General features: G+C 36.0%; 23 protein-coding genes. 6 read left to right on the forward strand and 17 right to left on the reverse strand.

The genetic code is table 11. From position 1 onward, the window contains the following. Nucleotides 1–12 precede the first annotated feature (12 nt). A complete protein-coding gene (gene sdhC, locus Q9B79_RS11725) occupies nucleotides 13–639 on the reverse strand; it encodes a succinate dehydrogenase cytochrome B558 (protein WP_000678354.1) in 627 nt (208 codons plus the stop codon). A 300-nt stretch (nucleotides 640–939) separates the two neighbouring features. Between sdhC and Q9B79_RS11730 the strand changes: the two genes are divergently transcribed. Then, entirely contained in the window at nucleotides 940–1,389 is a 450-nt protein-coding gene (locus Q9B79_RS11730) for a YslB family protein (protein WP_000042224.1), read from the forward strand. Nucleotides 1,390–1,503: 114 nt separating this feature from the next. Here the strand turns inward: Q9B79_RS11730 and uvrC are convergent, their stop codons facing one another. The 8 genes from uvrC to Q9B79_RS11770 all read right to left on the reverse strand — a co-directional run bounded on the left by uvrC (nucleotide 1,504) and on the right by Q9B79_RS11770 (nucleotide 10,301). Beyond that, nucleotides 1,504–3,288: an excinuclease ABC subunit C gene (gene uvrC, locus Q9B79_RS11735; RefSeq protein WP_306184376.1), complete on the reverse strand. Its 1,785-nt coding sequence runs from the start codon at nucleotides 3,286–3,288 to the stop codon at nucleotides 1,504–1,506. Nucleotides 3,289–3,435: 147 nt separating this feature from the next. After that, complete coding sequence (gene trxA, locus Q9B79_RS11740) at nucleotides 3,436–3,750, reverse strand: thioredoxin (RefSeq protein WP_001018944.1); 315 nt, start codon at nucleotides 3,748–3,750, stop codon at nucleotides 3,436–3,438. A gap of 211 nt (nucleotides 3,751–3,961) precedes the next feature. Then, nucleotides 3,962–4,939: an electron transfer flavoprotein subunit alpha gene (gene etfA, locus Q9B79_RS11745; protein WP_097808335.1), complete on the reverse strand. Its 978-nt coding sequence runs from the start codon at nucleotides 4,937–4,939 to the stop codon at nucleotides 3,962–3,964. Nucleotides 4,940–4,975: 36 nt separating this feature from the next. Next, nucleotides 4,976–5,749, reverse strand: a complete 774-nt coding sequence (gene etfB, locus Q9B79_RS11750) for an electron transfer flavoprotein subunit beta (RefSeq protein ID WP_048531528.1) — start codon at nucleotides 5,747–5,749, stop codon at nucleotides 4,976–4,978. Nucleotides 5,750–5,827: 78 nt separating this feature from the next. Continuing rightward, nucleotides 5,828–6,604: an enoyl-CoA hydratase gene (locus Q9B79_RS11755; protein ID WP_000911295.1), complete on the reverse strand. Its 777-nt coding sequence runs from the start codon at nucleotides 6,602–6,604 to the stop codon at nucleotides 5,828–5,830. 11 nt (nucleotides 6,605–6,615) lie between these two features. Next, nucleotides 6,616–7,203, reverse strand: coding sequence for a fatty acid metabolism transcriptional regulator FadR (locus Q9B79_RS11760; RefSeq protein WP_098669447.1), 588 nt, complete (start codon nucleotides 7,201–7,203; stop codon nucleotides 6,616–6,618). A gap of 106 nt (nucleotides 7,204–7,309) precedes the next feature. Next, the gene (locus Q9B79_RS11765; RefSeq protein ID WP_306184382.1) at nucleotides 7,310–8,995 is read right to left on the reverse strand and encodes a long-chain-fatty-acid--CoA ligase; all 1,686 of its coding nucleotides are present in this window, start codon (nucleotides 8,993–8,995) and stop codon (nucleotides 7,310–7,312) included. A 187-nt stretch (nucleotides 8,996–9,182) separates the two neighbouring features. Then, complete coding sequence (locus Q9B79_RS11770; protein ID WP_306184384.1) at nucleotides 9,183–10,301, reverse strand: BclA C-terminal domain-containing protein; 1,119 nt, start codon at nucleotides 10,299–10,301, stop codon at nucleotides 9,183–9,185. A gap of 414 nt (nucleotides 10,302–10,715) precedes the next feature. Between Q9B79_RS11770 and Q9B79_RS11775 the strand changes: the two genes are divergently transcribed. After that, nucleotides 10,716–11,219, forward strand: coding sequence for a DinB family protein (locus Q9B79_RS11775; protein WP_306184386.1), 504 nt, complete (start codon nucleotides 10,716–10,718; stop codon nucleotides 11,217–11,219). A gap of 136 nt (nucleotides 11,220–11,355) precedes the next feature. Beyond that, nucleotides 11,356–11,688, forward strand: coding sequence for a YfjL-like protein (locus Q9B79_RS11780; protein WP_306184388.1), 333 nt, complete (start codon nucleotides 11,356–11,358; stop codon nucleotides 11,686–11,688). 63 nt (nucleotides 11,689–11,751) lie between these two features. Here the strand turns inward: Q9B79_RS11780 and Q9B79_RS11785 are convergent, their stop codons facing one another. The 7 genes from Q9B79_RS11785 to Q9B79_RS11815 all read right to left on the reverse strand — a co-directional run bounded on the left by Q9B79_RS11785 (nucleotide 11,752) and on the right by Q9B79_RS11815 (nucleotide 16,955). After that, nucleotides 11,752–12,447 (reverse strand): ABC transporter permease, encoded by a 696-nt coding sequence (locus Q9B79_RS11785; RefSeq protein ID WP_048551252.1) that lies wholly within the window; start codon nucleotides 12,445–12,447, stop codon nucleotides 11,752–11,754. A 24-nt stretch (nucleotides 12,448–12,471) separates the two neighbouring features. After that, on the reverse strand, nucleotides 12,472–13,344 hold the full coding sequence (locus Q9B79_RS11790) for a DUF4097 family beta strand repeat-containing protein (RefSeq protein ID WP_306184392.1): 873 nt from the start codon (nucleotides 13,342–13,344) through the stop codon (nucleotides 12,472–12,474). Between the two features lie 35 nt (nucleotides 13,345–13,379). Further along, nucleotides 13,380–14,084 (reverse strand): ABC transporter permease, encoded by a 705-nt coding sequence (locus tag Q9B79_RS11795; protein ID WP_306184394.1) that lies wholly within the window; start codon nucleotides 14,082–14,084, stop codon nucleotides 13,380–13,382. Between the two features lie 34 nt (nucleotides 14,085–14,118). Next, on the reverse strand, nucleotides 14,119–14,280 hold the full coding sequence (locus Q9B79_RS11800; RefSeq protein WP_000931774.1) for a hypothetical protein: 162 nt from the start codon (nucleotides 14,278–14,280) through the stop codon (nucleotides 14,119–14,121). Further along, nucleotides 14,273–15,196 (reverse strand): ABC transporter ATP-binding protein, encoded by a 924-nt coding sequence (locus tag Q9B79_RS11805; protein ID WP_306184396.1) that lies wholly within the window; start codon nucleotides 15,194–15,196, stop codon nucleotides 14,273–14,275. The genes Q9B79_RS11800 and Q9B79_RS11805 overlap by 8 nt, the downstream gene beginning before the upstream one ends. Before the next feature lie 126 nt (nucleotides 15,197–15,322). Then, entirely contained in the window at nucleotides 15,323–16,258 is a 936-nt protein-coding gene (locus Q9B79_RS11810) for a HAMP domain-containing histidine kinase (RefSeq protein WP_306184398.1), read from the reverse strand. A 1-nt stretch (nucleotide 16,259) separates the two neighbouring features. Continuing rightward, nucleotides 16,260–16,955, reverse strand: a complete 696-nt coding sequence (locus tag Q9B79_RS11815) for a response regulator transcription factor (RefSeq protein ID WP_016118692.1) — start codon at nucleotides 16,953–16,955, stop codon at nucleotides 16,260–16,262. A 168-nt stretch (nucleotides 16,956–17,123) separates the two neighbouring features. On the opposite strand from Q9B79_RS11815, the gene Q9B79_RS11820 reads away from it, so the two are divergent. Next, entirely contained in the window at nucleotides 17,124–17,297 is a 174-nt protein-coding gene (locus Q9B79_RS11820; RefSeq protein ID WP_001293578.1) for a hypothetical protein, read from the forward strand. Beyond that, entirely contained in the window at nucleotides 17,298–17,492 is a 195-nt protein-coding gene (locus Q9B79_RS11825; RefSeq protein WP_001014310.1) for a YwbE family protein, read from the forward strand. Nucleotides 17,493–17,531: 39 nt separating this feature from the next. On the opposite strand, the gene Q9B79_RS11830 is transcribed toward Q9B79_RS11825, so the two are convergent. Continuing rightward, the gene (locus Q9B79_RS11830; RefSeq protein ID WP_306184404.1) at nucleotides 17,532–18,731 is read right to left on the reverse strand and encodes a class I SAM-dependent rRNA methyltransferase; all 1,200 of its coding nucleotides are present in this window, start codon (nucleotides 18,729–18,731) and stop codon (nucleotides 17,532–17,534) included. A gap of 296 nt (nucleotides 18,732–19,027) precedes the next feature. Between Q9B79_RS11830 and isdG the strand changes: the two genes are divergently transcribed. Beyond that, on the forward strand, nucleotides 19,028–19,351 hold the full coding sequence (isdG, locus tag Q9B79_RS11835; RefSeq protein WP_306184406.1) for a heme oxygenase: 324 nt from the start codon (nucleotides 19,028–19,030) through the stop codon (nucleotides 19,349–19,351). Nucleotides 19,352–19,371: the final 20 nt, after the last annotated feature.

A 19,371-nucleotide genomic window follows, 5' to 3' on the forward strand; every position in this document is an offset into this window, starting at 1 on the left:
CTCTCCCACTCCTTACTGGTTTGCTAGCTGTGGATCGATGAACGCTAATAATGCACTCACACCTACATAAGATAGACCTAAGAAAATAGCTAATGTTACATAAGTAGAGATTCTTTGTGAACGTGGAGATACTGTAATTCCCCAGCTGATGCAGAATGTCCATAGTCCATTTGCAAAGTGGAAAATTGTTGAAACAACACCAACTAAGTAGAATGCAAACATAGCTGGATTATTTAAAATATCTGCCATCATATCATAGTTTACCTCTTTACCTAACATTGCTTGAATACGAGTTTCCCAGACGTGCCAAGAAATGAAGATCAGCGTAACGATACCTGAAATTCTTTGGAAGACGAACATCCAGTTACGGAAATAACCGTAAGAAACCGCGTTGTTCTTAGCTGTAAATGCAATATATAAGCCATATATAGCATGGTACAGTATTGGTAAAAAGATAATGAAAATTTCTAGCGCATACCGGAATGGAAGGAGCTCCATAAAGCCTGCAGCTTTGTTAAAAGCCTCTGCTCCTCGTGTTGCAAAGTTGTTTACAATTAAATGTTGCGTCAAAAAGACACCAACCGGGATGACCCCCATTAATGAGTGCCACTTACGAAACGTATACTCGCGGCCTTTCATGTCCCCATTACCCCCCTTGAATGATTGACTGCTGTTTTCAGATTAGTTTATGGCAATAATGTTTTTTCACTATTGGCATAAGAAAAACTGAAAAAATTATTCGAAATATTTCAGCATAATTTGATACCAAGTTCATTTTACTCCTATTTTTGTCGAAGCGTCAAGAAAACGTATACATAATTTGCATATAATTTGGCAATTCTTTTTTTCTTCTTATATATTCAGATTTTCCCAAAGAAAAATCTGTTTTTATAAATGAGAAATGTTATATAATAATCCCTATAGAAAGAGGGGAAAATTGTGAGTAAAAATACAATCGATACAACATCTTTAGAAGATGTTTCATTGAACGCCTTCGCTTATGAACTGCTACGTGAAGAATTACTACCTGATTTAATCGGTAACGATTTAGATGGTATTTTATACTGGTCTGGTAGAAACCTTGCAAGAAAATATCCACTAGAAACAATTGAAGAAGTCATTCAGTTCTTTGAAAAAGCTGGCTGGGGCACTTTGAGCATTATTGAACATAAGCGTCGTGAAATGCAGTTCCAACTTAAAGGCACACTCATTGCTGAACGTCAAAAACAAAAGAGACATTCTTCTTATCAATTAGAAGCTGGATTCATCGCTGAACAAATTCAAAAGCAACGAAACGTCGTTGCAGAGTCCTACGAAGAAAAGAAAAAACGTTCAGACTCTATTACATTTCTTGTGAAATGGGATATAAAAGATCTCATTGAAGTGTAGTATCACCTGCGGTCAACTAGACATATAAGTTTAGTTGACTTTTTTGTATTTTCATTCAGATATATTTATTTCAAATCTTCAGAAATTATACCAAAAAATAGAAGACGTTGTAAACTACAACGTCTTCTTATCTGCTAAATAAGTATAAATCGTCTCTGCGACATTTTTCGGCATACCAGCTTCGACAAATTCCGTTACAGAAGCCTCTTTCATCTTTTTTAGCGACCCAAAATGTTTCAACAATACTTTTTTTCGTTTATCCCCGATTCCAGGAATATCATCCAAAGCTGATTGAATGACAGATTTCCCGTGTAATTGACGGTGGAATGTAATCGCAAATCGATGCACTTCATCTTGAATGCGCTGCAATAAATAAAATTCTTGGCTATTTCTCTCAAGCATCACAGGTTCAGGTGGATTTCCAATAATTAAATGGGATGTTTTATGTTTGTCATCTTTTACAAGACCTGCCATCGGAATATATAAACCGAGCTCATTTTCTAGAACATCACTTGTAGCCGCCAGATGGCCTTTTCCTCCATCAATAATAATTAAATCTGGTAAAGGTAAACTCTCTTTCAGTGCTCTCGTATAGCGGCGTCTCACAACTTCTCTCATAGACTCATAATCATCTGGCCCTTGAACTGTTTTAATTTTATATTTCCTGTATTCTTTCTTAGCTGGCTTCCCATCAATAAAAGCAATCATGGCAGAAACAGGATTTGCCCCTTGAATATTTGAGTTATCAAACGCTTCAATACGATAAGGCGTTTCAATTCCGAGCTGCTTCCCTAAATTCTCTACCGCTTTAATCGTTCGCTCTTCATCACGCTCAATTAAATAGAATTTCTCTTCAAGAGCAATCTTCGCATTTTTATTTGCCAATTCTACAAGATCTTTTTTCTTACCGCGTTTCGGCTGTGTCGCTTCCACTTCTAAAAAGCGCTCTACTAATTCTGAATCGATACTTCCTGGAACAACGATTTCCTTCGGTTTAAAATGACTACTGTTTTCATAAAATTGACCGATAAACGTTAAAAATCCCTCTTCTGGTTCATCGTAGATTGGAAACATAGAAACATCACGTTCAATTAGCTTTCCTTTTCGAACGAAGAAAACTTGAACACACATCCATCCTTTATCAACCGCATAACCAAATACATCACGATCCACTAAATCACTCATAATCATCTTTTGTTTTTCCATAATCGCATCGATATGTGCAATTTGATCACGTAACTCTTTTGCACGTTCAAACTCTAGTTTCTCTGAAGCTTCATACATTTTTATTTCTAATTCTGAACGAACTTCTTTGTGTCCACCATTTAAAAACTTAATAATTTCATCTACAATTTCTTTGTTTTGTTCTTCCGTCACTTCTTTCACACAAGGCGCTAAACATTGCCCCATATGATAATATAAACAAACTTTATCGGGCATATTTGAGCACTTACGAAGCGGATACATACGATCTAACAGTTTTTTCGTTTCATGAGCTGATTGTGCATTTGGATAAGGGCCAAAATACTTTCCCTTATCCTTTTTTACATTTCGCGTAATAAGTAATCGCGGCTGTTTCTCAGCTGTAATTTTAATAAAAGGATAAGTTTTATCATCTTTTAATTGAATATTATATTTTGGATCGTGTTTTTTTATTAAGTTTAACTCTAAAATCAAAGCCTCTAGATTTGAGGAAGTTACAATATATTCAAAATCTACAATTTCTCCGACAAGCCGAAGTGTTTTTCCATCATGCGAACCAGTAAAGTACGAGCGCACACGATTTTTAAGCACTTTTGCTTTTCCGACATATATAACCGTTCCTTGCTTATCTTTCATTAAATAACAACCGGGTTGATCTGGTAAAATAGCCAATTTTTCTTTTAAATGTTCGTGCACTCGTTACCCTCCATTTCTACATGCTTAGCATTTTTATTTTCACATGAAAACATACTATGCCAAAACACCCAACATACGTTCTTTTATTGTAACGGAAAGGTGTAAAAAAGGAAAATAAAAAAGCTACCAAATGGTAGCCCCTTTATTTTAGAAGTGTTTAGAAACTAATTCTACTAACGCTTCTTTCGGTTTGTAACCTAACGTTTGATCAACTACTTTACCGTCTTTTAATACGAAAAGAGCTGGAATGCTCATTACTTCGAATTGACGAGCAGTTTCTTGGTTTTCATCCACGTCTACTTTTACTACTTTTACCTTTTCGCCTAGTTCTGCATCAATTTCCTCTAATACAGGAGCGATCATTTTACAAGGTCCACACCAAGGTGCCCAGAAATCTAATAATACAACACCTTCGCTAGTTTCAGCTGCGAAGCTTTGGTCATTTGCGTTTACAATTGCCATTTTATTTCCTCCTTCAAGTATATTCTACCAAGAGTATATCATTAACTTATATACGTGGCGAATAATATGTATCGTTATGTATTGTAACAAAAAAGTGTTCCTTTATACTATATAAAAATACGGATTAAATACTAAAAAGATGAGAGACAGGGGATCTCTCACCTTTTTCTATATATAGGGGTACTTCACTTGGAACTCAAGGGTACTCAAATCATGAATGTACTTTTAACTTTTTAAACTCTTCTGTTAAAAGAGGTACGACTTCAAATAGATCACCAACAATACCATAGTCAGCTACTTTGAAGATACTTGCTTCTGGGTCTTTATTAATGGCAACGATTATTTTTGAGTTAGACATACCAGCTAAATGCTGAATCGCACCAGAAATACCACATGCAATGTATAGGTCTGGCGTAACAACTTTACCAGTTTGACCAATTTGTAATGAGTAATCGCAATACTCAGCGTCACAAGCACCACGAGATGCTCCAACAGCGCCGCCTAATACGTCAGCTAACTCTTTTAATGGCTTGAATCCTTCTTCACTCTTCACACCTCTTCCGCCAGCGATAATAACTTTCGCTTCAGAAAGGTCAACACCTTCTGCTGTCTTACGGACGACATCTTGAATGATTGTACGTAGATCTTTCACATCTACTGTAATAGAAGACACTTCACCACTGCGAGACTCATCTTTTTCAAGCGTCGCAATGTTATTTGGACGCACTGTCGCAAATAAGATGCCATCTGTTACAATCTTCTTCTCAAACGCTTTACCAGAGTAAATTGGACGAGTGAAGATAACATTTCCACCTTCAACTTCTAAAGCAGTTACGTCAGAAACTAGACCAGCTTCAAGCTTCGCTGCTAATTTTGGTGATAAATCTTTACCAAGTGCTGTATGTCCAAATACAATACCTTCTGGATTTTCTTCAGCATATACAGCTAAAAACGCTTGTGCATAACCGTCAGATGTATATGATTTTAATTTATCATTTTCAACTGTCACAACGCGATCTGCACCGTAATGAATCAATTCATTTGCAAAAGAGGCAACGCTGTCTCCAACTAGAAGACCTACTACCTCACCGCCTTCTGCAATTGTTTTTGCTGCTGCTACCGCTTCAAACGAAACGTTACGTAGCGATCCATCACGAACTTCACCCATTACTAATACTTTACGAGCCATAGATTTTCCCTCCTGCATATATAATTTCGTATTTTATTAGATTACTTTCGCTTCTGTATGGAGCAACGATACAAGTTCCTTTACTTGATCTTGCAGCTCGCCTTGTAACACTTTTCCTGCATCTTTCTTAGGAGGCAAATAGATTTCAATTGTTTTTGTCTTTGCTTCCACATCATCTTCTTCTAAATCTAAATCATCTAATTCTAATTCTTCTAGTGGCTTTTTCTTCGCTTTCATAATACCTGGAAGCGATGGATAACGCGGTTCATTTAAACCTTGTTGTGCTGTTACTAAAACTGGTAATGAAGTTTCAATCACTTCTGTATCACCTTCAACATCACGCTCAATCTTCACGTTTGTACCGTCAATTTCAAGTTTTGTAATTGTCGTTACGTACGGAATATTTAACGCTTCAGCTACGCGTGGACCAACTTGTCCAGATGCACCATCAATTGCAACGTTTCCACCTAAAATTAAATCTACATCTTTATCTTTTAAATATTCAGCAAGCACTTTTGCTGTCGTGAACTGGTCACCATTTTCTACATCATCTTCAATATTAATTAATACTGCTTTATCACAGCCCATCGCTAATGCCGTACGAAGTTCTTTCTCACTATCTTCGCCACCGACTGTTACAACAGTAACCTCTCCGCCTTGTGCGTCTCTTACTTGAATTGCTTCTTCAATTGCATATTCATCGTAAGGGTTGATGATGAATTCCGCTTCGCCATCGTAAATTGCACCGTTTTTAATTACGATTTTTTCTTCTGTATCAAATGTTCGTTTCATGAGTACGTAGATGTTCATTCCATTTACCCCCTTGTTTTTCAGAAAGATTCTATCAATTTTAATTTTCTGTTAATTTATATTAAAAAAATAATTGAACTACCTGCCGCTAAATGAAGGCTTACGCTTTTCTAAAAACGCTGCTACACCTTCTCTTCCATCTTCACTCGTAAATACTTCCCCAAAGATTTGAGCTTCGCGTTGTACACCTTCATAATAATGAGACGATTTCGTCGTTTGCAATAACTCTAGTACAGCACGAGTCGTCGCCGGGCTTTTTCCAGCAATCTGTTTTGCAACTTTAAGCGTATCATCTAAAAATGTTTCTTCAGCAAAAACTCCATTAACAAGTCCCCATTTTAATGCTTCTGCACCAGTAATCGGTGTGCTTGTTAACATCATTTCACAAGCTTTCGCTTTCCCAACATAACGTGGTAATCGCTGTGTACCTGCAAATCCAGGAATTAATCCAAGTGTTAATTCAGGTAAACCAAGTTTTGCACTTTCAGTTGCAAAGCGCATGTGGCAAGACATAGCAAACTCAAGGCCGCCGCCAAGTGCCGCTCCATGAATTGCCGCGATAACTGGTTTTGAACATTTTTCAACGCGCTCAAACGTAACTTGTCCAAGCTGCGCTAATTCAGTCGCTTGCTTCGCTTCAGTAACAGATGTAAATTCTTTAATATCTGCTCCCGCCGAGAAGAAGCGCCCTTCACCGTGAATAACAACAACACGAATGTTATCATCCTTCTCTACTTGATCAATTAATTCAGTAACGTCATGCATAACTTGTGAAGACATCGCGTTAGCCGGCGCATGATTTAACGTCGCCACCGCGATATGATCTTCAACTCTTACAGATAGGAATTTCAACATGATCCCTCCCATTATTGACGATAACCACAAGCTGCAATAAGTAGCCCATGTACCGTTTTTGAAAGTGCGACCAGATCATACTTATGATCGCTCATTACCCAATTGGTCACAACTTCATCTACTGTTCCAAAGATCATTTGTCTTGCCACGCGAACATTTAAATCCGCTCGGAATTCACCTTGCTTTATACCTGTCTCTAAAATCTCATCCATAACTTGTAAGTAGCCTTTTAATACTTCATTTATTTTCAGGCGTAAGTCTTGATTGGACTGTCTTAGCTCTAATTGCGTAACGATAGCAAGAGGATCATTTTGCGACAACAGCAAGAAGTGCGTTTCTACCAACATGAATAACTTCGATACAGCGCTTTCAATTCCTGCTGTTTTTTGACGAATTGTTTCGACAAATTCTCCCATCTTCTCTTGGAATAAGGATATTAATATATCTTCTTTATTTTTAAAATATAAATAAATCGTGCCATCAGCTACCCCAGCTTGCTTTGCTATTTTAGAAACTTGCGCTTGGTGGTATCCATTTTCCGCAATCACAATGACTGCCGCATCAATAATTTGATTGTATTTCGGTCTATTTTTCTTCACTTTACTGTCCCCTTCAAGAAGATGACTGAATGAATAGTCATTCATATTCTTATAATACTGACTATTTAGAAAAGTGTCAATCCTATTTTTTCAAAAAGAAAGGGCCTTAGCCCGTTTGCTCATCCTCATTCTTTCTTTTCTCTTCATCAATTAGGACACGGCGCAAAATTTTTCCGACTGTCGTTTTCGGCAGTTCATCTCTAAACTCATATACTTTCGGCACTTTATAGGCAGCTAAATATTTACGTGCAAACTGATTTAATTCTTCCTCAGAACACTCCGCACCTTCTTTTAACACAACAAATGCTTTCACTGTCTCTCCTCGGTACGGATCAGGAACTCCGATCGTCACTACTTCCTGCACTTTTTCATGCTCATATAATACCTCTTCCACTTCACGGGGATACACATTAAATCCACTCGCAACAATCATATCTTTCTTACGATCTTTTACATAAAAAAACCCACCTTCATCCATGTAACCAACATCCCCTGTATGGAGCCATCCATCTTGTAATACAGCGGCTGTTTCTTCTGGCTTATTCCAATATCCCTTCATAATTTGAGGACCTTTTACTACAATTTCACCGATTTCTCCTGGTGGTAATGCCTCACCAGTTTCAAGCGACATAATCATTGCTTCTGTATCTGGCCATGGAACTCCAATGCTACCTGGCACTCGCTTTTCCCATAAAAAATTACTATGTGTAACCGGAGATGATTCTGTTAAACCGTATCCCTCTACTAGTTTACCACCTGTAACTGTTTCGAACTTTTCCTGTACTTCCACTGGCAGTGGTGCTGAGCCACTAATACAAGCACGAATAGACGAAATATCGTATTCTTTTAAAAGCGGGCTATTTAAAAGAGCGATATAAATAGTTGGTGCCCCTGGAAACAACGTCACTTTATGCTTCTTAATCGCTTCAAAAACCATTTTCATATCAAACTTTGGAATAAGAACCATTTTATATCCTTGCATAATACTTAAATTCATAACAGCTGTCATACCATAAACATGGAAAAATGGAAGAACCCCAAGAACGACTTCTTCTCCTTCTTTGCAATTATATAACCAATGAACCCCCATCAACGTGTTGGATACAAGGTTTTTATGCGTTAACATAACGCCTTTCGGAAATCCAGTTGTTCCTCCTGTGTACTGTAAAAGAGCTAAATCATTTTCAGGATCACAAGGCACTTCAACTTCCGTATTCACTTCTTTTTCTACTGAGTTCCAAAGATGAATCGTTTCGCTCTCTGATACTTTCACAACTAAATTCGACTGTTTTTTCTGCACAAATGGATACAATAGATTTTTAGGGAAGGGTAAAAAGTCTGCAATACGAGTTACGATAATATGTTCAATTTTTGTAGCAGATTGAACATTCGTTACTCTTGGAAATACTAAATCGAGACAAAGAATTACTTTTGCTCCCGAGTCATGAAGCTGGTATTCTAATTCTCTTTCTGTATATAGTGGATTTGTTTGTACTACGATACCCCCCGCAAGTAATGTACCGTAATAACCAATTACAGCCTGCGGACAATTCGGCAACATAATTGCAACTCGATCACCCTTTTCCACACCGAGCTTTTGAAGATAATTTGCAAACCTCTTCACCTTATCATGGAAATCTGAAAATGTAATATCCTTCCCTAAAAAGTGAAGCGCTTTCTTTTCTGGATAGCAAGAAGCCATCTGTTCTACATATTTATGAAGCGGCTGAATATCATAAGAAATCTTACTTGGAATTTCCTCTGGATAACTTTTCAACCATGGTTTTTCCACCTTCATTCCCCCTTCAAATACATAAAAATAAATGAATGTTCATTCATGATGGTTGGTTTCATTATATTATAGTCACCATAACGTTACAATCATAATATTCTGACTTTTGTATAACTATGCTTCACTCCATTAACTTCTTATTATATGTACAAACTCTCCTAATCTATAAAAATAAGAGAGTTATTATTTAGCTTAATCTTATTATCGTTAACACAGCTCCTGGTGTAGTTGTTGATAATGTTGCGACAGCTAACAAACCAAATAGTTGTAAACTAATAGCATCTCCCGCTGCAAGAGTTGTAATGATTGTTGCACTAAATGATGTAGTTGCTACCGCAGGAGAATTGATCGTCCCAGCAAGGGGTGCTCCATTAATTGTAATCCGCGAACTGACTAATAAGGAAGCCGTTATATTAATCGTGTATGAAATATAATAATTCCCAGCATTCGCAACCGTAAATACTGTATTCCCCCCAGAAACAGTAATACCTGGACCGATGTTTTGATTATTTGGAAGCGGGACATTCGTTCCACCAAGAAGTACCGATATTGCTGTTCCCGACGTATTATTTGCAAATGCATACGTCGCTGTGATACTTGTACCTGTTATTCCCGTTGGACCGGTTGAGCCGGTTGCTCCTGTTATTCCTGTTGCTCCTGTTATTCCGGTCGCTCCTGTTATTCCGGTCGCTCCTGTTATTCCGGTCGCTCCTGTTATTCCGGTCGCTCCTGTTATTCCGGTCGCTCCTGTTATTCCGGTCGCTCCTGTTATTCCGGTCGCTCCTGTTGGGCCCGTTGACCCTGTTGCCCCTGTTGGACCCGTTATTCCGGTCGCTCCTGTTGAACCCGTTGATCCCGTTGGACCTGTTGATCCTGTTGCTCCCGTTGCTCCTGTTGGACCTGTTACTCCTGTTGCCCCTGTTGCTCCGGTCGCTCCGGTCGCTCCCGTTGGACCCGTTGACCCCGTTATTCCGGTCGCTCCTGTTGCTCCCGTTGACCCTGTTATTCCGGTCGCTCCCGTTGGACCTGTTACTCCTGTTGCTCCCGTTGGACCTGTTGATCCTGTTGCTCCCGTTGGACCCGTTGCTCCTGTTGACCCCGTTGCTCCCGTTATTCCGGTCGCTCCTGTTGGACCCGTTGCCCCTGTTGCTCCCGTTGACCCTGTTGCTCCCGTTGCTCCCGTCGGACCGGTTGGCCCCAGCTTAGGAACTGTCCCATCGCAACTAAAACAGCACGAATCAACATGTACACCATTTTGATTATTACAACTACAATATCCATTTGTATTATTGAGCCATGAAGACATGTTGATCCCTTCCTTCAAATTCAATCTTTTAAGTACCAGTAAGTAATAAAAACTTTATTTGGTGGGTATACACTTACAGGTTTATTGCGTACATTCCAGTAATTATTACATGCAAAAAACTCTACTTTTGCTTGTACTTTTGCCTCCTTGATTAAACAAAATTCCTTTTTTACATTTGCTGTATACGGCGCTAGCATATCTTATTTTCGAAAACCTTCTACTATTTCTGTATCCTTTACTCCATGCTCTATTCATTACATATACGAATGAATAAGAACGTTTTTCTGAAGTTTTTTAAATATTACCCAATTATTTTTCTATTGCAGCAAATGCTTAACTCAATATTTCTTATTGAACAGGAATTCTATAATCTCTCACGAATTTAATCTATGAACAAAAATAGGGGGGATAACAATGTATCAAACTATTGAAGGATTTCTACAATCATGGACATACGAAGCTGAATCTACTCAAAAGATGCTCAATACATTAACAGATGAATCTTTATCACAAGAAATTGCACCTAAGCATTGGACGTTAGGCAGAGTTGCTTGGCATATCGTGACGGCAATTCCTGTTATACTATCTGGCACAGGGCTAAAGTTTGAAGGAGAAACGAAAGATTATCCTGTTCCAACTTCTGCAAAAACAATTGCAGATGAATACCGTAAAGTAAACGCGGCTTTTGTTGAAACACTTCAAAGTAAATGGACTGATAAAGACTTAGCTACTATTAATGACTTCTTTGGTCGCCCTATGCCGAATTCTATATTTTTAATGACACTCATCAATCATCAAAATCATCACCGCGGGCAAATGACAGTTTTAATGCGACAAGCCGGCTTAACAGTTCCTGGTGTGTACGGCCCCGCAAAAGAAGAGTGGGCTGCGGCTGGAATGGAAGCTCCTAAAATGTAACGACAAAAAAGACAAGGTGTTTACACATCTTGTCTTTTTCTGTAACTTGTTTCATGTGAAACTATTTTTTCTAAATGGTTGTTTTATGGAAAAGATAGGTTAAAATGAATACATACTATGAAGAGGAGTAACCAAATTGAATACAAAGAATAAAAAAATAGCTCTAGGAACTATTTTATTAATTTCTATTATTGGAGTTATTAGTGTATCTCTTTATTTCACCTATTATGGTACCCCTTGGGGAAAACAAGCAGCAATTACGGAATCAAAAGAGTATATTACAAAATATTTTAATCTAGATGCAGAAGTCAAAAACACTTCTTACGATGCTAAAATGAATAGCTATGCAATCGCCTTTGAAACAAATAAAGACGGAGAGTTTACTATCGAATATAAAAGTCCTAATAACTTTAATATTTCTCCAGAAGTACAAGCGTATTTAAGCAAACACTCCAAATTTACAGAGTAGTAACGAAGCATACATATACAAAAAAGAGTTGGTGTAACGCCAACTCTTTTTTACGTATTCTTATCATACAGTTATATCTTCCTTCTCTATATTTTTAATTCCGTAATATGCAATCACCACTCCAATTGCTGCAAGTGCTAGTTGAAGGGGAAGAAAAGTTGCTGCGGGAAACTCTGGGTTGCTATTCATTGCAATTGAGACAACGATAAGAGATGAAACAATTGTAGTTGGCACTGAACGTTTACGCATTCCGAAATATAGAGGGATTAAACTCATTCCCGCAGTTGCAATGGCTAAAGGAACTAGTTTTATTCCTTCTTGCACCAATTGATCTACTGTGAATGAATTAGGAAGAATTGAAAAATAGCTATCTATCCCAAAGAAAATTCCTACTACTAAAATGTTAGATACAATAACTGTTATAAATGTTACTATCGCTGTAATAGCCAACTTACTAGCCATCATTTTCTTTCGGTTAATAGGATAAGAAAACATAAGTAGTATTGTTTTATTTTTATATTCGCCAATTATTAACCTTGCGATTAAGACACTACCAAAAATAATAAATGTTGCTCTTACTATTGTGCTAGCCATTAACAATATCGTCTCTGGATTCCTTATTTCTGCATCACCTTCTACTTGAGCGATGATGCTCACAAAGATCATTAATGCCAGTATAACAATATTTGCAATAATTGCCCTCTTCACGTACCAACCAAGCTTAAACTTTTTCAATTCTAGCTTCATTAAATGTAGCATGATAGTCCTCCTTCCTCCTAAGACTTAATCAATATAAATGACTCCTGTTTCACTTAAAATCTTCGCTTCATTTTTCGCATCACCAATCGTTCCTACTTTTATTTTTTCTGTATTTTTATCTTTCTTAAGTCCTTTTAAATCCACTATTACGTCAGCTGAATTACTTTTAGCCATAAGCTTCAATGATGCTGGGACACCTTTATACCGTACGCCAATATCTCCTGATTTTGTTTCTACAAATAATGATTTTCCTTCTGTCATATCTTTCAGTAATACTTCCCCAGATGTTGAAGTGATGTTCATATTTTCGTTTTTTACATTTTTCACATAATTATCGCCAGTAGTGGAAGTTATATTTACTTCTTGCAATGAACTATCTTTTAATACTAAATCTCCACTTTCGGATGTAAATTCACCCTTCTCTGCCGATAATCCTGTAATCTTTTCATCTCCAGATTTGCCTTTCGTCACGATATTTTTTACTACTATATCGCTTATTTTCACATCACCTGATTTATTATTTAATACAATTTTATCTATTTCTTTCTTCGGAATAGCTATACATATACTATTTTTCTTCCTAAACGTAAAACCATTAAAAAATTTGTTCACCTTTTGTTTTTGCTTAATCACAATTTTATTTTCATCATTTTTTATTTTGACGGGATCTATCTCTTTATCTACTTGTTCACCTTGGGCGAAAATTACTATTTTATTAGCGTCTGTACTTTTAAATTCAATATTCCAATTTTCATTGTCTACTTCTATTTCTTTTATATTATTTATATCAAAAGACTTTTCTTTCTTAAAATCTTTCCCCTGAAATACCTTAAAACCAAAAACCGCACTAGCAATTGTAATGAATAATATTGCAATTACTATTATTTTTTTCACCATTCATACCCCAGTTCGTTTTTTGTTTTAGGCTTACTTCACGTCACATCGATCTTGTCGATTTTACGAAACGATAGATAACTAATGAAAATTCCTAATAAACAGAGCACGATTGGGATAGCTATAAAATCAAACATACTTACTTGACCGTTTCCAGGACCAAAGTTACCACTAATCAGCATACCAATTATTACTGCCGAAGTAATCGTTGTCGGTGTCGATTTCTTTCTCATTCCAAAAAACAAAGGAATTAAACTTATACCAGATATCATAAATGCACTTATAATAGTACCTGGAACGATAGCTATTATTTCACCTATCGTAGCAGGTGTTTCAATCAGTCCCATCATTGGACTCACAAAATATACGAGCAAACTAATAATGAAAGTCGCGATAATCGTGCTCACAAAACAAAAACAAAAAACAATTGTTAATTTCGCACTCATTAGCATTTTCCTTTGAAGCGGATACATAAATGATAGTTGTATCGTTTTGTTCTTATACTCATCAATTACTAAACGTGATAAAATGACCGAACTAAAAATAATGAATGTTATCCTAATAAAAATATTTACTAAAGCCATATTCTGTGTGAAGTCAGAGAAGAGCACATCTTCCTCGGCTTTCATTCCCAATGCCATAAGGCTTACTACAGCAAAAATTGCGATAATACAAATTGCTACACTTTTAAAGTAACTAGATAATTGATGCTTTTTCCACTCGAGCTTCATTAATCTAAGCATACAAACCACGCCTCCATTCTTTATATAACTGTCTCTACACTGCTAACATTCTAATTCCAGCAGTAACTACGCTTAACATTCCTATCATTAGTAGAATTAACAACCATTTCCGCTCTGGTTTCCTATAATATAAAATCCCACTTATGAACATTACGACCAATCCACTTACTAGATTCACTAACAATCCATTAAGCATGAATGCCCTCTCCATCCATTACATTTAAGAAATATTCCTCTAAGGAACTATGTTTCTTATTAATACTTTCAATTTCCACATCATTCATAATAAGTGCTTTTGAAATGGCTTGCTGAGACACTGCCGTATCATACACACGAATCATATTTCCACTCATGATTTTATAATTTTTTATACCAAGTTTATCTTCTAGAATATAAGTTGCACGCTTCACATCAGGAACAGTAATTTCAATGTACTCTGTTTGTTTTCCGTTAATACTCTTCATTGAAACCTCTTTTATTAGTTTTCCATTTTGAATGACACCAATTGTATCCGCCATTAATTCCATCTCACCTAAAATATGACTAGAAACTAATAATGTAATGCCATATTCTTTACAGAGCATTTTAAATAAGTCTCGTAACTCTTTAATACCAATTGGATCTAAACCGTTAATTGGTTCATCTAAAATGAGCAATTCTGGTTTTGTCACAATTGCCCTTGCAATACCAAGTCGTTGTTTCATTCCCAATGAAAAATCTTTTACTTTTTTCTCATCTATCCCTTGCAGCTTCACTAAGTGTAATGCATGATCAATTGCGTTTTTATCGTAATAGCCCATATATTCACAATGCAATTCTAAGTTTTCTTTCGCCGTTAATTTATCATAAAAGATTGGATATTCAATAATTGTCCCCATTCTTTTTAATACTTCATAAGATGTATCCGTTAACTTTTCACCGAAAATTTCAATATCACCACTCGTCGGTTTTATTAAATTTGTGATCATTTTCATAATCGTTGTTTTACCTGCACCATTCGGTCCTAAGAAACCGTATATCTCTCCCTTTTTCACATGCATGTTAACGCTAGAAATAACTTCTTTCCCTTTAAACACTTTCGTTAACTGATTCGTTTTTAATATATATGTCATGTCACTGTCTCCTTTCGCACTACCTTATACTTCTATAATAGACAACGGAATTCTCTTTTTTCTTACCCGTTCCTTACAAATTCCTTACGCTGAAAAAAAAGCTTGTAGAATCTACTTCTCTACAAGCTAAAACATCATCTTCTTTAATGCAACTGTAAAAATTGTTTTTTCATACGGCTTACTCGAAAGGTGTATTTTTCCGTCCATCGCTTCCACAAGCCTTTTCGTAATCGTTAACCCTAGACCGCTCCCTTGGTACAATCTGTTTCTCGAATCTTCAAGTGTATACATACGCTCAAACACTTTATCAATATGAGATTCATCAATTCCTTTTCCTGTATCCCATATATCTATATACACACTCGTTTCATCATCTCTTAACGTCACACCAAGTGTCTTTCCATCGTCTCCATATGTAATCGCATTTGATATTAAATTGTTCAATACCCTACCTAATACTTCTACATTTCCAAGTGCATATATATTTCTTTCCGGTATATCAATATGAACTTGAAATCCTTTCGCAGTCACTAAATCATAAAAAGATAAAATCTTTTCGCGACAAACTTCATTCATATTTACTTTCGTCATCTCGATTGCCTTGTCACCAGATTCTAATTTTGCTAAATCAAAAAACTTATGAATCAGTTCCATTACTTCTAGTGTTTTTACATGCACCTTTTCAAGTAATATTTGCTGTTCTTCTTTACTCATCGTTTTATCCTTATTTAACATTTCTGTATATCCAAGAATAACTGTTAGTGGCGTCTTTAAATCATGTGAAATATTTGAAAGCATTTTTCTCATCGAAATTTCTACTTTTGCATGATCTGCATTCGTTTTCTGGTTTGCATCTAATAATTGATTAATTGCCACTAGTAATTTTTGCAATTCTAAATCATCTGTCATAACGAGTAACTTCTCGCCTGTTTTTCCATTTACAATACTTTCCAACTTTTCATATGTGTATCGTAAATTTTCACTACCATTTTTTCTCATTTTATATTGTATATAAATGACACATAACAATATAAAAATAATACCTATTAATAAATTGACCATATTACATCACTTCCAGCTTATAGCCGATGCCCCATAACGTTTTAATATATTCTGGATTAGATGGATCGCTTTCGATTTTCTCACGCAATCTTCTCATATGAACATTAATAACGTTATCGTCACCGTAATACTCTTCGTTCCAAACTAACGTGTATATTTGTGCTTTCGTAAATACACGATTTTGATTTTTTACGAACAGTTTTAAGATCTCAAATTCTTTTAAAGTAAGTTTGAGAGGTTTCCCGTTTTTTTCAACCGTAAAATTAATTGGATCGATTGTTAAATCACCAATTTGAATCATCTTTTCTTCTGTTGATTCTGTAGCCGAATATTTCGTAGACCTCCGAATACCTGCCTTTACACGTGCAGCTAATTCAATCATAGAAAATGGCTTACAAATGTAATCATCTGCTCCAAGTCCTAATCCAACAGCTTTATCAACATCTGTATCTTTTGCCGACATCATTAAAATCGGGACAGCACTTTTTTCTCGAATGATTCGCACAACCTCTAAGCCATCTAGCTTTGGCATCATAATATCGAGAATAATTAAATCAAATGAACCTTTTAAATATGTGTTCACGCCCTCTTCTCCATCAGACGCAATTGTTACTTGAAAACCTTCTTTTATTAAATACTTTTCCACCATTTCTTGAATTGAAATATCATCTTCAACTAATAAAATATGATGTGACATATGTCTATCCCCTTTTTACAAACATTAGCATTTTAATTGTATCGTAACGAATGAATACTGTGAAGAATTATATGAATTTTCAAACCAACTTCCCTTCCTTCTCTAACAATGATATGATGAATTTTACTACGATAGTTCATAATTAACTTTATATAAAGGAGACTTATCATGTCAGAAAACAAAAAAGTAAGCTTAGCTGATTTAATGCGCGAACAACTTGCAAAGAAAAAGCAAGGTAACGGTAATGGCCAAAATGCCAAAAACCAAAGCCAGGAAACAAAAAAATTACAAAACCAACAAACGAAGAAAACAAACAACCAACGTAGACGTACAGGTGTATAAATGAACGGACAAAAACGTTCTAATATCGCACCCGGCCTTGAAGTTGATATTGTATTAAAACAAGATCAACGCACAGGTAAATTAACACGTGGTATTGTAAAAGATATTTTAACGAATTCCCCTTCTCATCCGCATGGCATTAAAGTGCGATTGCAGGATGGGCAAGTCGGTAGAGTACAAAATATCGTTCAATAAGAAAAGGAGCTCAAGTAAACGCGAGCTCCTTTTTCTTTATTAGCCTTTCATTTTCTCGATGAAAACTACTTTTAAATAGTCTCCTTCTTTAAATTGATCGATAGTACGGAAATCTTCTGGTAATGAATGTTCTTCTAATATTTTATATTTGCCATTCATTTCTTTAAATGCTGTATCGATAAAGCCTTTAAACTTTTTCATATCGAATGCGCTACAATTTGTAGAAGCAACGATAATCCCATTATTTTCTGTAATGGCAATTGTTTCTTTTAATAAGTTTTTATAATCTTTCGCTGCGCTAAATGTATATTTTTTTGATCGTGCAAAGCTTGGAGGGTCAAGTACGACCATATCAAATTTCATCTTTTTCTTCGCTGCATATTTGAAGTACAGAAAGACATCTTCTACAATAATATCTTGCGCTTCATAATCAACTTCATTTACACTAAACTGCTCAATCGTTTTACTTAAACTACGATTTGCAAGATCCACACTCGTCGTTTTGCTCGCTCCGCCAAGCGCTGCAAATACAGAAAAAGCACCTGTATAAGAGAACATATTTAACACGGTTCTTCCCTTTGCATACTTATCACGAATTTGTTTTCGAACGTTACGCTGATCTAAAAATACACCAACCATCGCTCCGTCATTTAAATACACAGCGAAGTTCACACCATTCTCTTTTACGATAAGCGGGAACTCACCACGCTCTCCTGCTACAAAATCATCGCCTTCAATGTATTTCCCTTTCGTATCAAAGCGCTTCTTCTCATAAATCCCTTTAAAGTTTGCTACTTTTTGAAGAGCTGCTATAATCTCATCTCTGAAAGTATAAATCCCTTCACTATACCAACTTACTACATAGTAGCCATCATAATAATCGATAATTAGTCCGCCAAGACCATCACCTTCACCATTCACCACACGGAATGCTGTCGTATCACTTGATTTGTAAAATTGCTTTCGTTTATGTAAGGCAGATTTAATTTTACTTTCAAAGAAAGATTGATTAATTTGTTCACTCACTTTTCTCGTTAAAATCCAGCCGTATCCTTTATTTTGTTTTCCGTAATAACCTTTTCCAACAAAGTTGTTCTTCTCATCTACTACTTTAATGATTGTTCCTTCTTCCTGAACATCATTTAAATTTTGAATCGCATCTTTTAAAATAAGCGGATATCCACTTTTAATTTCTTTTATAAATTTCGGTTTTATTTTTACAGTTACTTCTGATCGCATATAATAACTTCCTTTCCATTTGCATGCTTTCTCTATAGGAAGCATGTAAAAAACGAGACTGAAAAACAGCCTCGTTTCACTATACCATATTATTGCTTTGCTAGTACAACTCGCTCATACTCTCGCTTAACTGCCACATATTTACTACATTTCAAACTGAAAATCTTACTGTTCAATATAATATAAAAAAACTTATATATTTCACATTTAGCGTTGACATTGATAATGATTTTCATTATCATTTAATGTATATGAGTTCTCGAAAATAAAGGCTACATTTAAGAGGAGGAATAAACATGATTATTGTTACAAATACAACTAAAATTACAAAGGGAAATGGACATAAATTAATTGATCGTTTTAATAAAGTAGGCCAAGTCGAAACAATGCCAGGCTTTTTAGGGTTAGAAGTTCTTCTAACACAAAATACAGTTGATTATGATGAAGTAACAATTAGCACACGCTGGAATGCAAAAGAAGATTTCCAAGGTTGGACGAAGAGCCCAGCATTTAAAGCTGCTCACTCACACCAAGGCGGAATGCCAGATTATATTCTTGATAATAAAATCTCTTACTATGATGTAAAAGTGGTACGTATGCCGATGGCTGCAGCACAGTAAACATATTTCTTTTTTTAAGT

This window comes from Bacillus sp. MHSD_36 (assembly GCF_030757775.1).
Lineage (GTDB): Bacteria > Bacillota > Bacilli > Bacillales > Bacillaceae_G > Bacillus_A.

Bases quoted from the DNA above. Each gene is read 5' to 3' on its own strand.
- sdhC (WP_000678354.1), bottom strand. From the start codon at position 639: ATGAAAGGCCGCGAGTATACGTTTCGTAAGTGGCACTCATTAATGGGG.
- trxA (WP_001018944.1), bottom strand. From the start codon at position 3,750: ATGGCAATTGTAAACGCAAATGACCAAAGCTTCGCAGCTGAAACTAGC.
- etfA (WP_097808335.1), bottom strand. From the start codon at position 4,939: ATGGCTCGTAAAGTATTAGTAATGGGTGAAGTTCGTGATGGATCGCTA.
- etfB (WP_048531528.1), bottom strand. From the start codon at position 5,749: ATGAACATCTACGTACTCATGAAACGAACATTTGATACAGAAGAAAAA.
- Q9B79_RS11755 (WP_000911295.1), bottom strand. From the start codon at position 6,604: ATGTTGAAATTCCTATCTGTAAGAGTTGAAGATCATATCGCGGTGGCG.
- Q9B79_RS11770 (WP_306184384.1), bottom strand. From the start codon at position 10,301: ATGTCTTCATGGCTCAATAATACAAATGGATATTGTAGTTGTAATAAT.
- Q9B79_RS11775 (WP_306184386.1), top strand. From the start codon at position 10,716: ATGTATCAAACTATTGAAGGATTTCTACAATCATGGACATACGAAGCT.
- Q9B79_RS11785 (WP_048551252.1), bottom strand. From the start codon at position 12,447: ATGCTACATTTAATGAAGCTAGAATTGAAAAAGTTTAAGCTTGGTTGG.
- Q9B79_RS11790 (WP_306184392.1), bottom strand. From the start codon at position 13,344: ATGGTGAAAAAAATAATAGTAATTGCAATATTATTCATTACAATTGCT.
- Q9B79_RS11795 (WP_306184394.1), bottom strand. From the start codon at position 14,084: ATGCTTAGATTAATGAAGCTCGAGTGGAAAAAGCATCAATTATCTAGT.
- Q9B79_RS11800 (WP_000931774.1), bottom strand. From the start codon at position 14,280: ATGCTTAATGGATTGTTAGTGAATCTAGTAAGTGGATTGGTCGTAATG.
- Q9B79_RS11805 (WP_306184396.1), bottom strand. From the start codon at position 15,196: ATGACATATATATTAAAAACGAATCAGTTAACGAAAGTGTTTAAAGGG.
- Q9B79_RS11810 (WP_306184398.1), bottom strand. From the start codon at position 16,258: ATGGTCAATTTATTAATAGGTATTATTTTTATATTGTTATGTGTCATT.
- Q9B79_RS11815 (WP_016118692.1), bottom strand. From the start codon at position 16,955: ATGTCACATCATATTTTATTAGTTGAAGATGATATTTCAATTCAAGAA.
- Q9B79_RS11820 (WP_001293578.1), top strand. From the start codon at position 17,124: ATGTCAGAAAACAAAAAAGTAAGCTTAGCTGATTTAATGCGCGAACAA.
- Q9B79_RS11825 (WP_001014310.1), top strand. From the start codon at position 17,298: ATGAACGGACAAAAACGTTCTAATATCGCACCCGGCCTTGAAGTTGAT.
- Q9B79_RS11830 (WP_306184404.1), bottom strand. From the start codon at position 18,731: ATGCGATCAGAAGTAACTGTAAAAATAAAACCGAAATTTATAAAAGAA.
- isdG (WP_306184406.1), top strand. From the start codon at position 19,028: ATGATTATTGTTACAAATACAACTAAAATTACAAAGGGAAATGGACAT.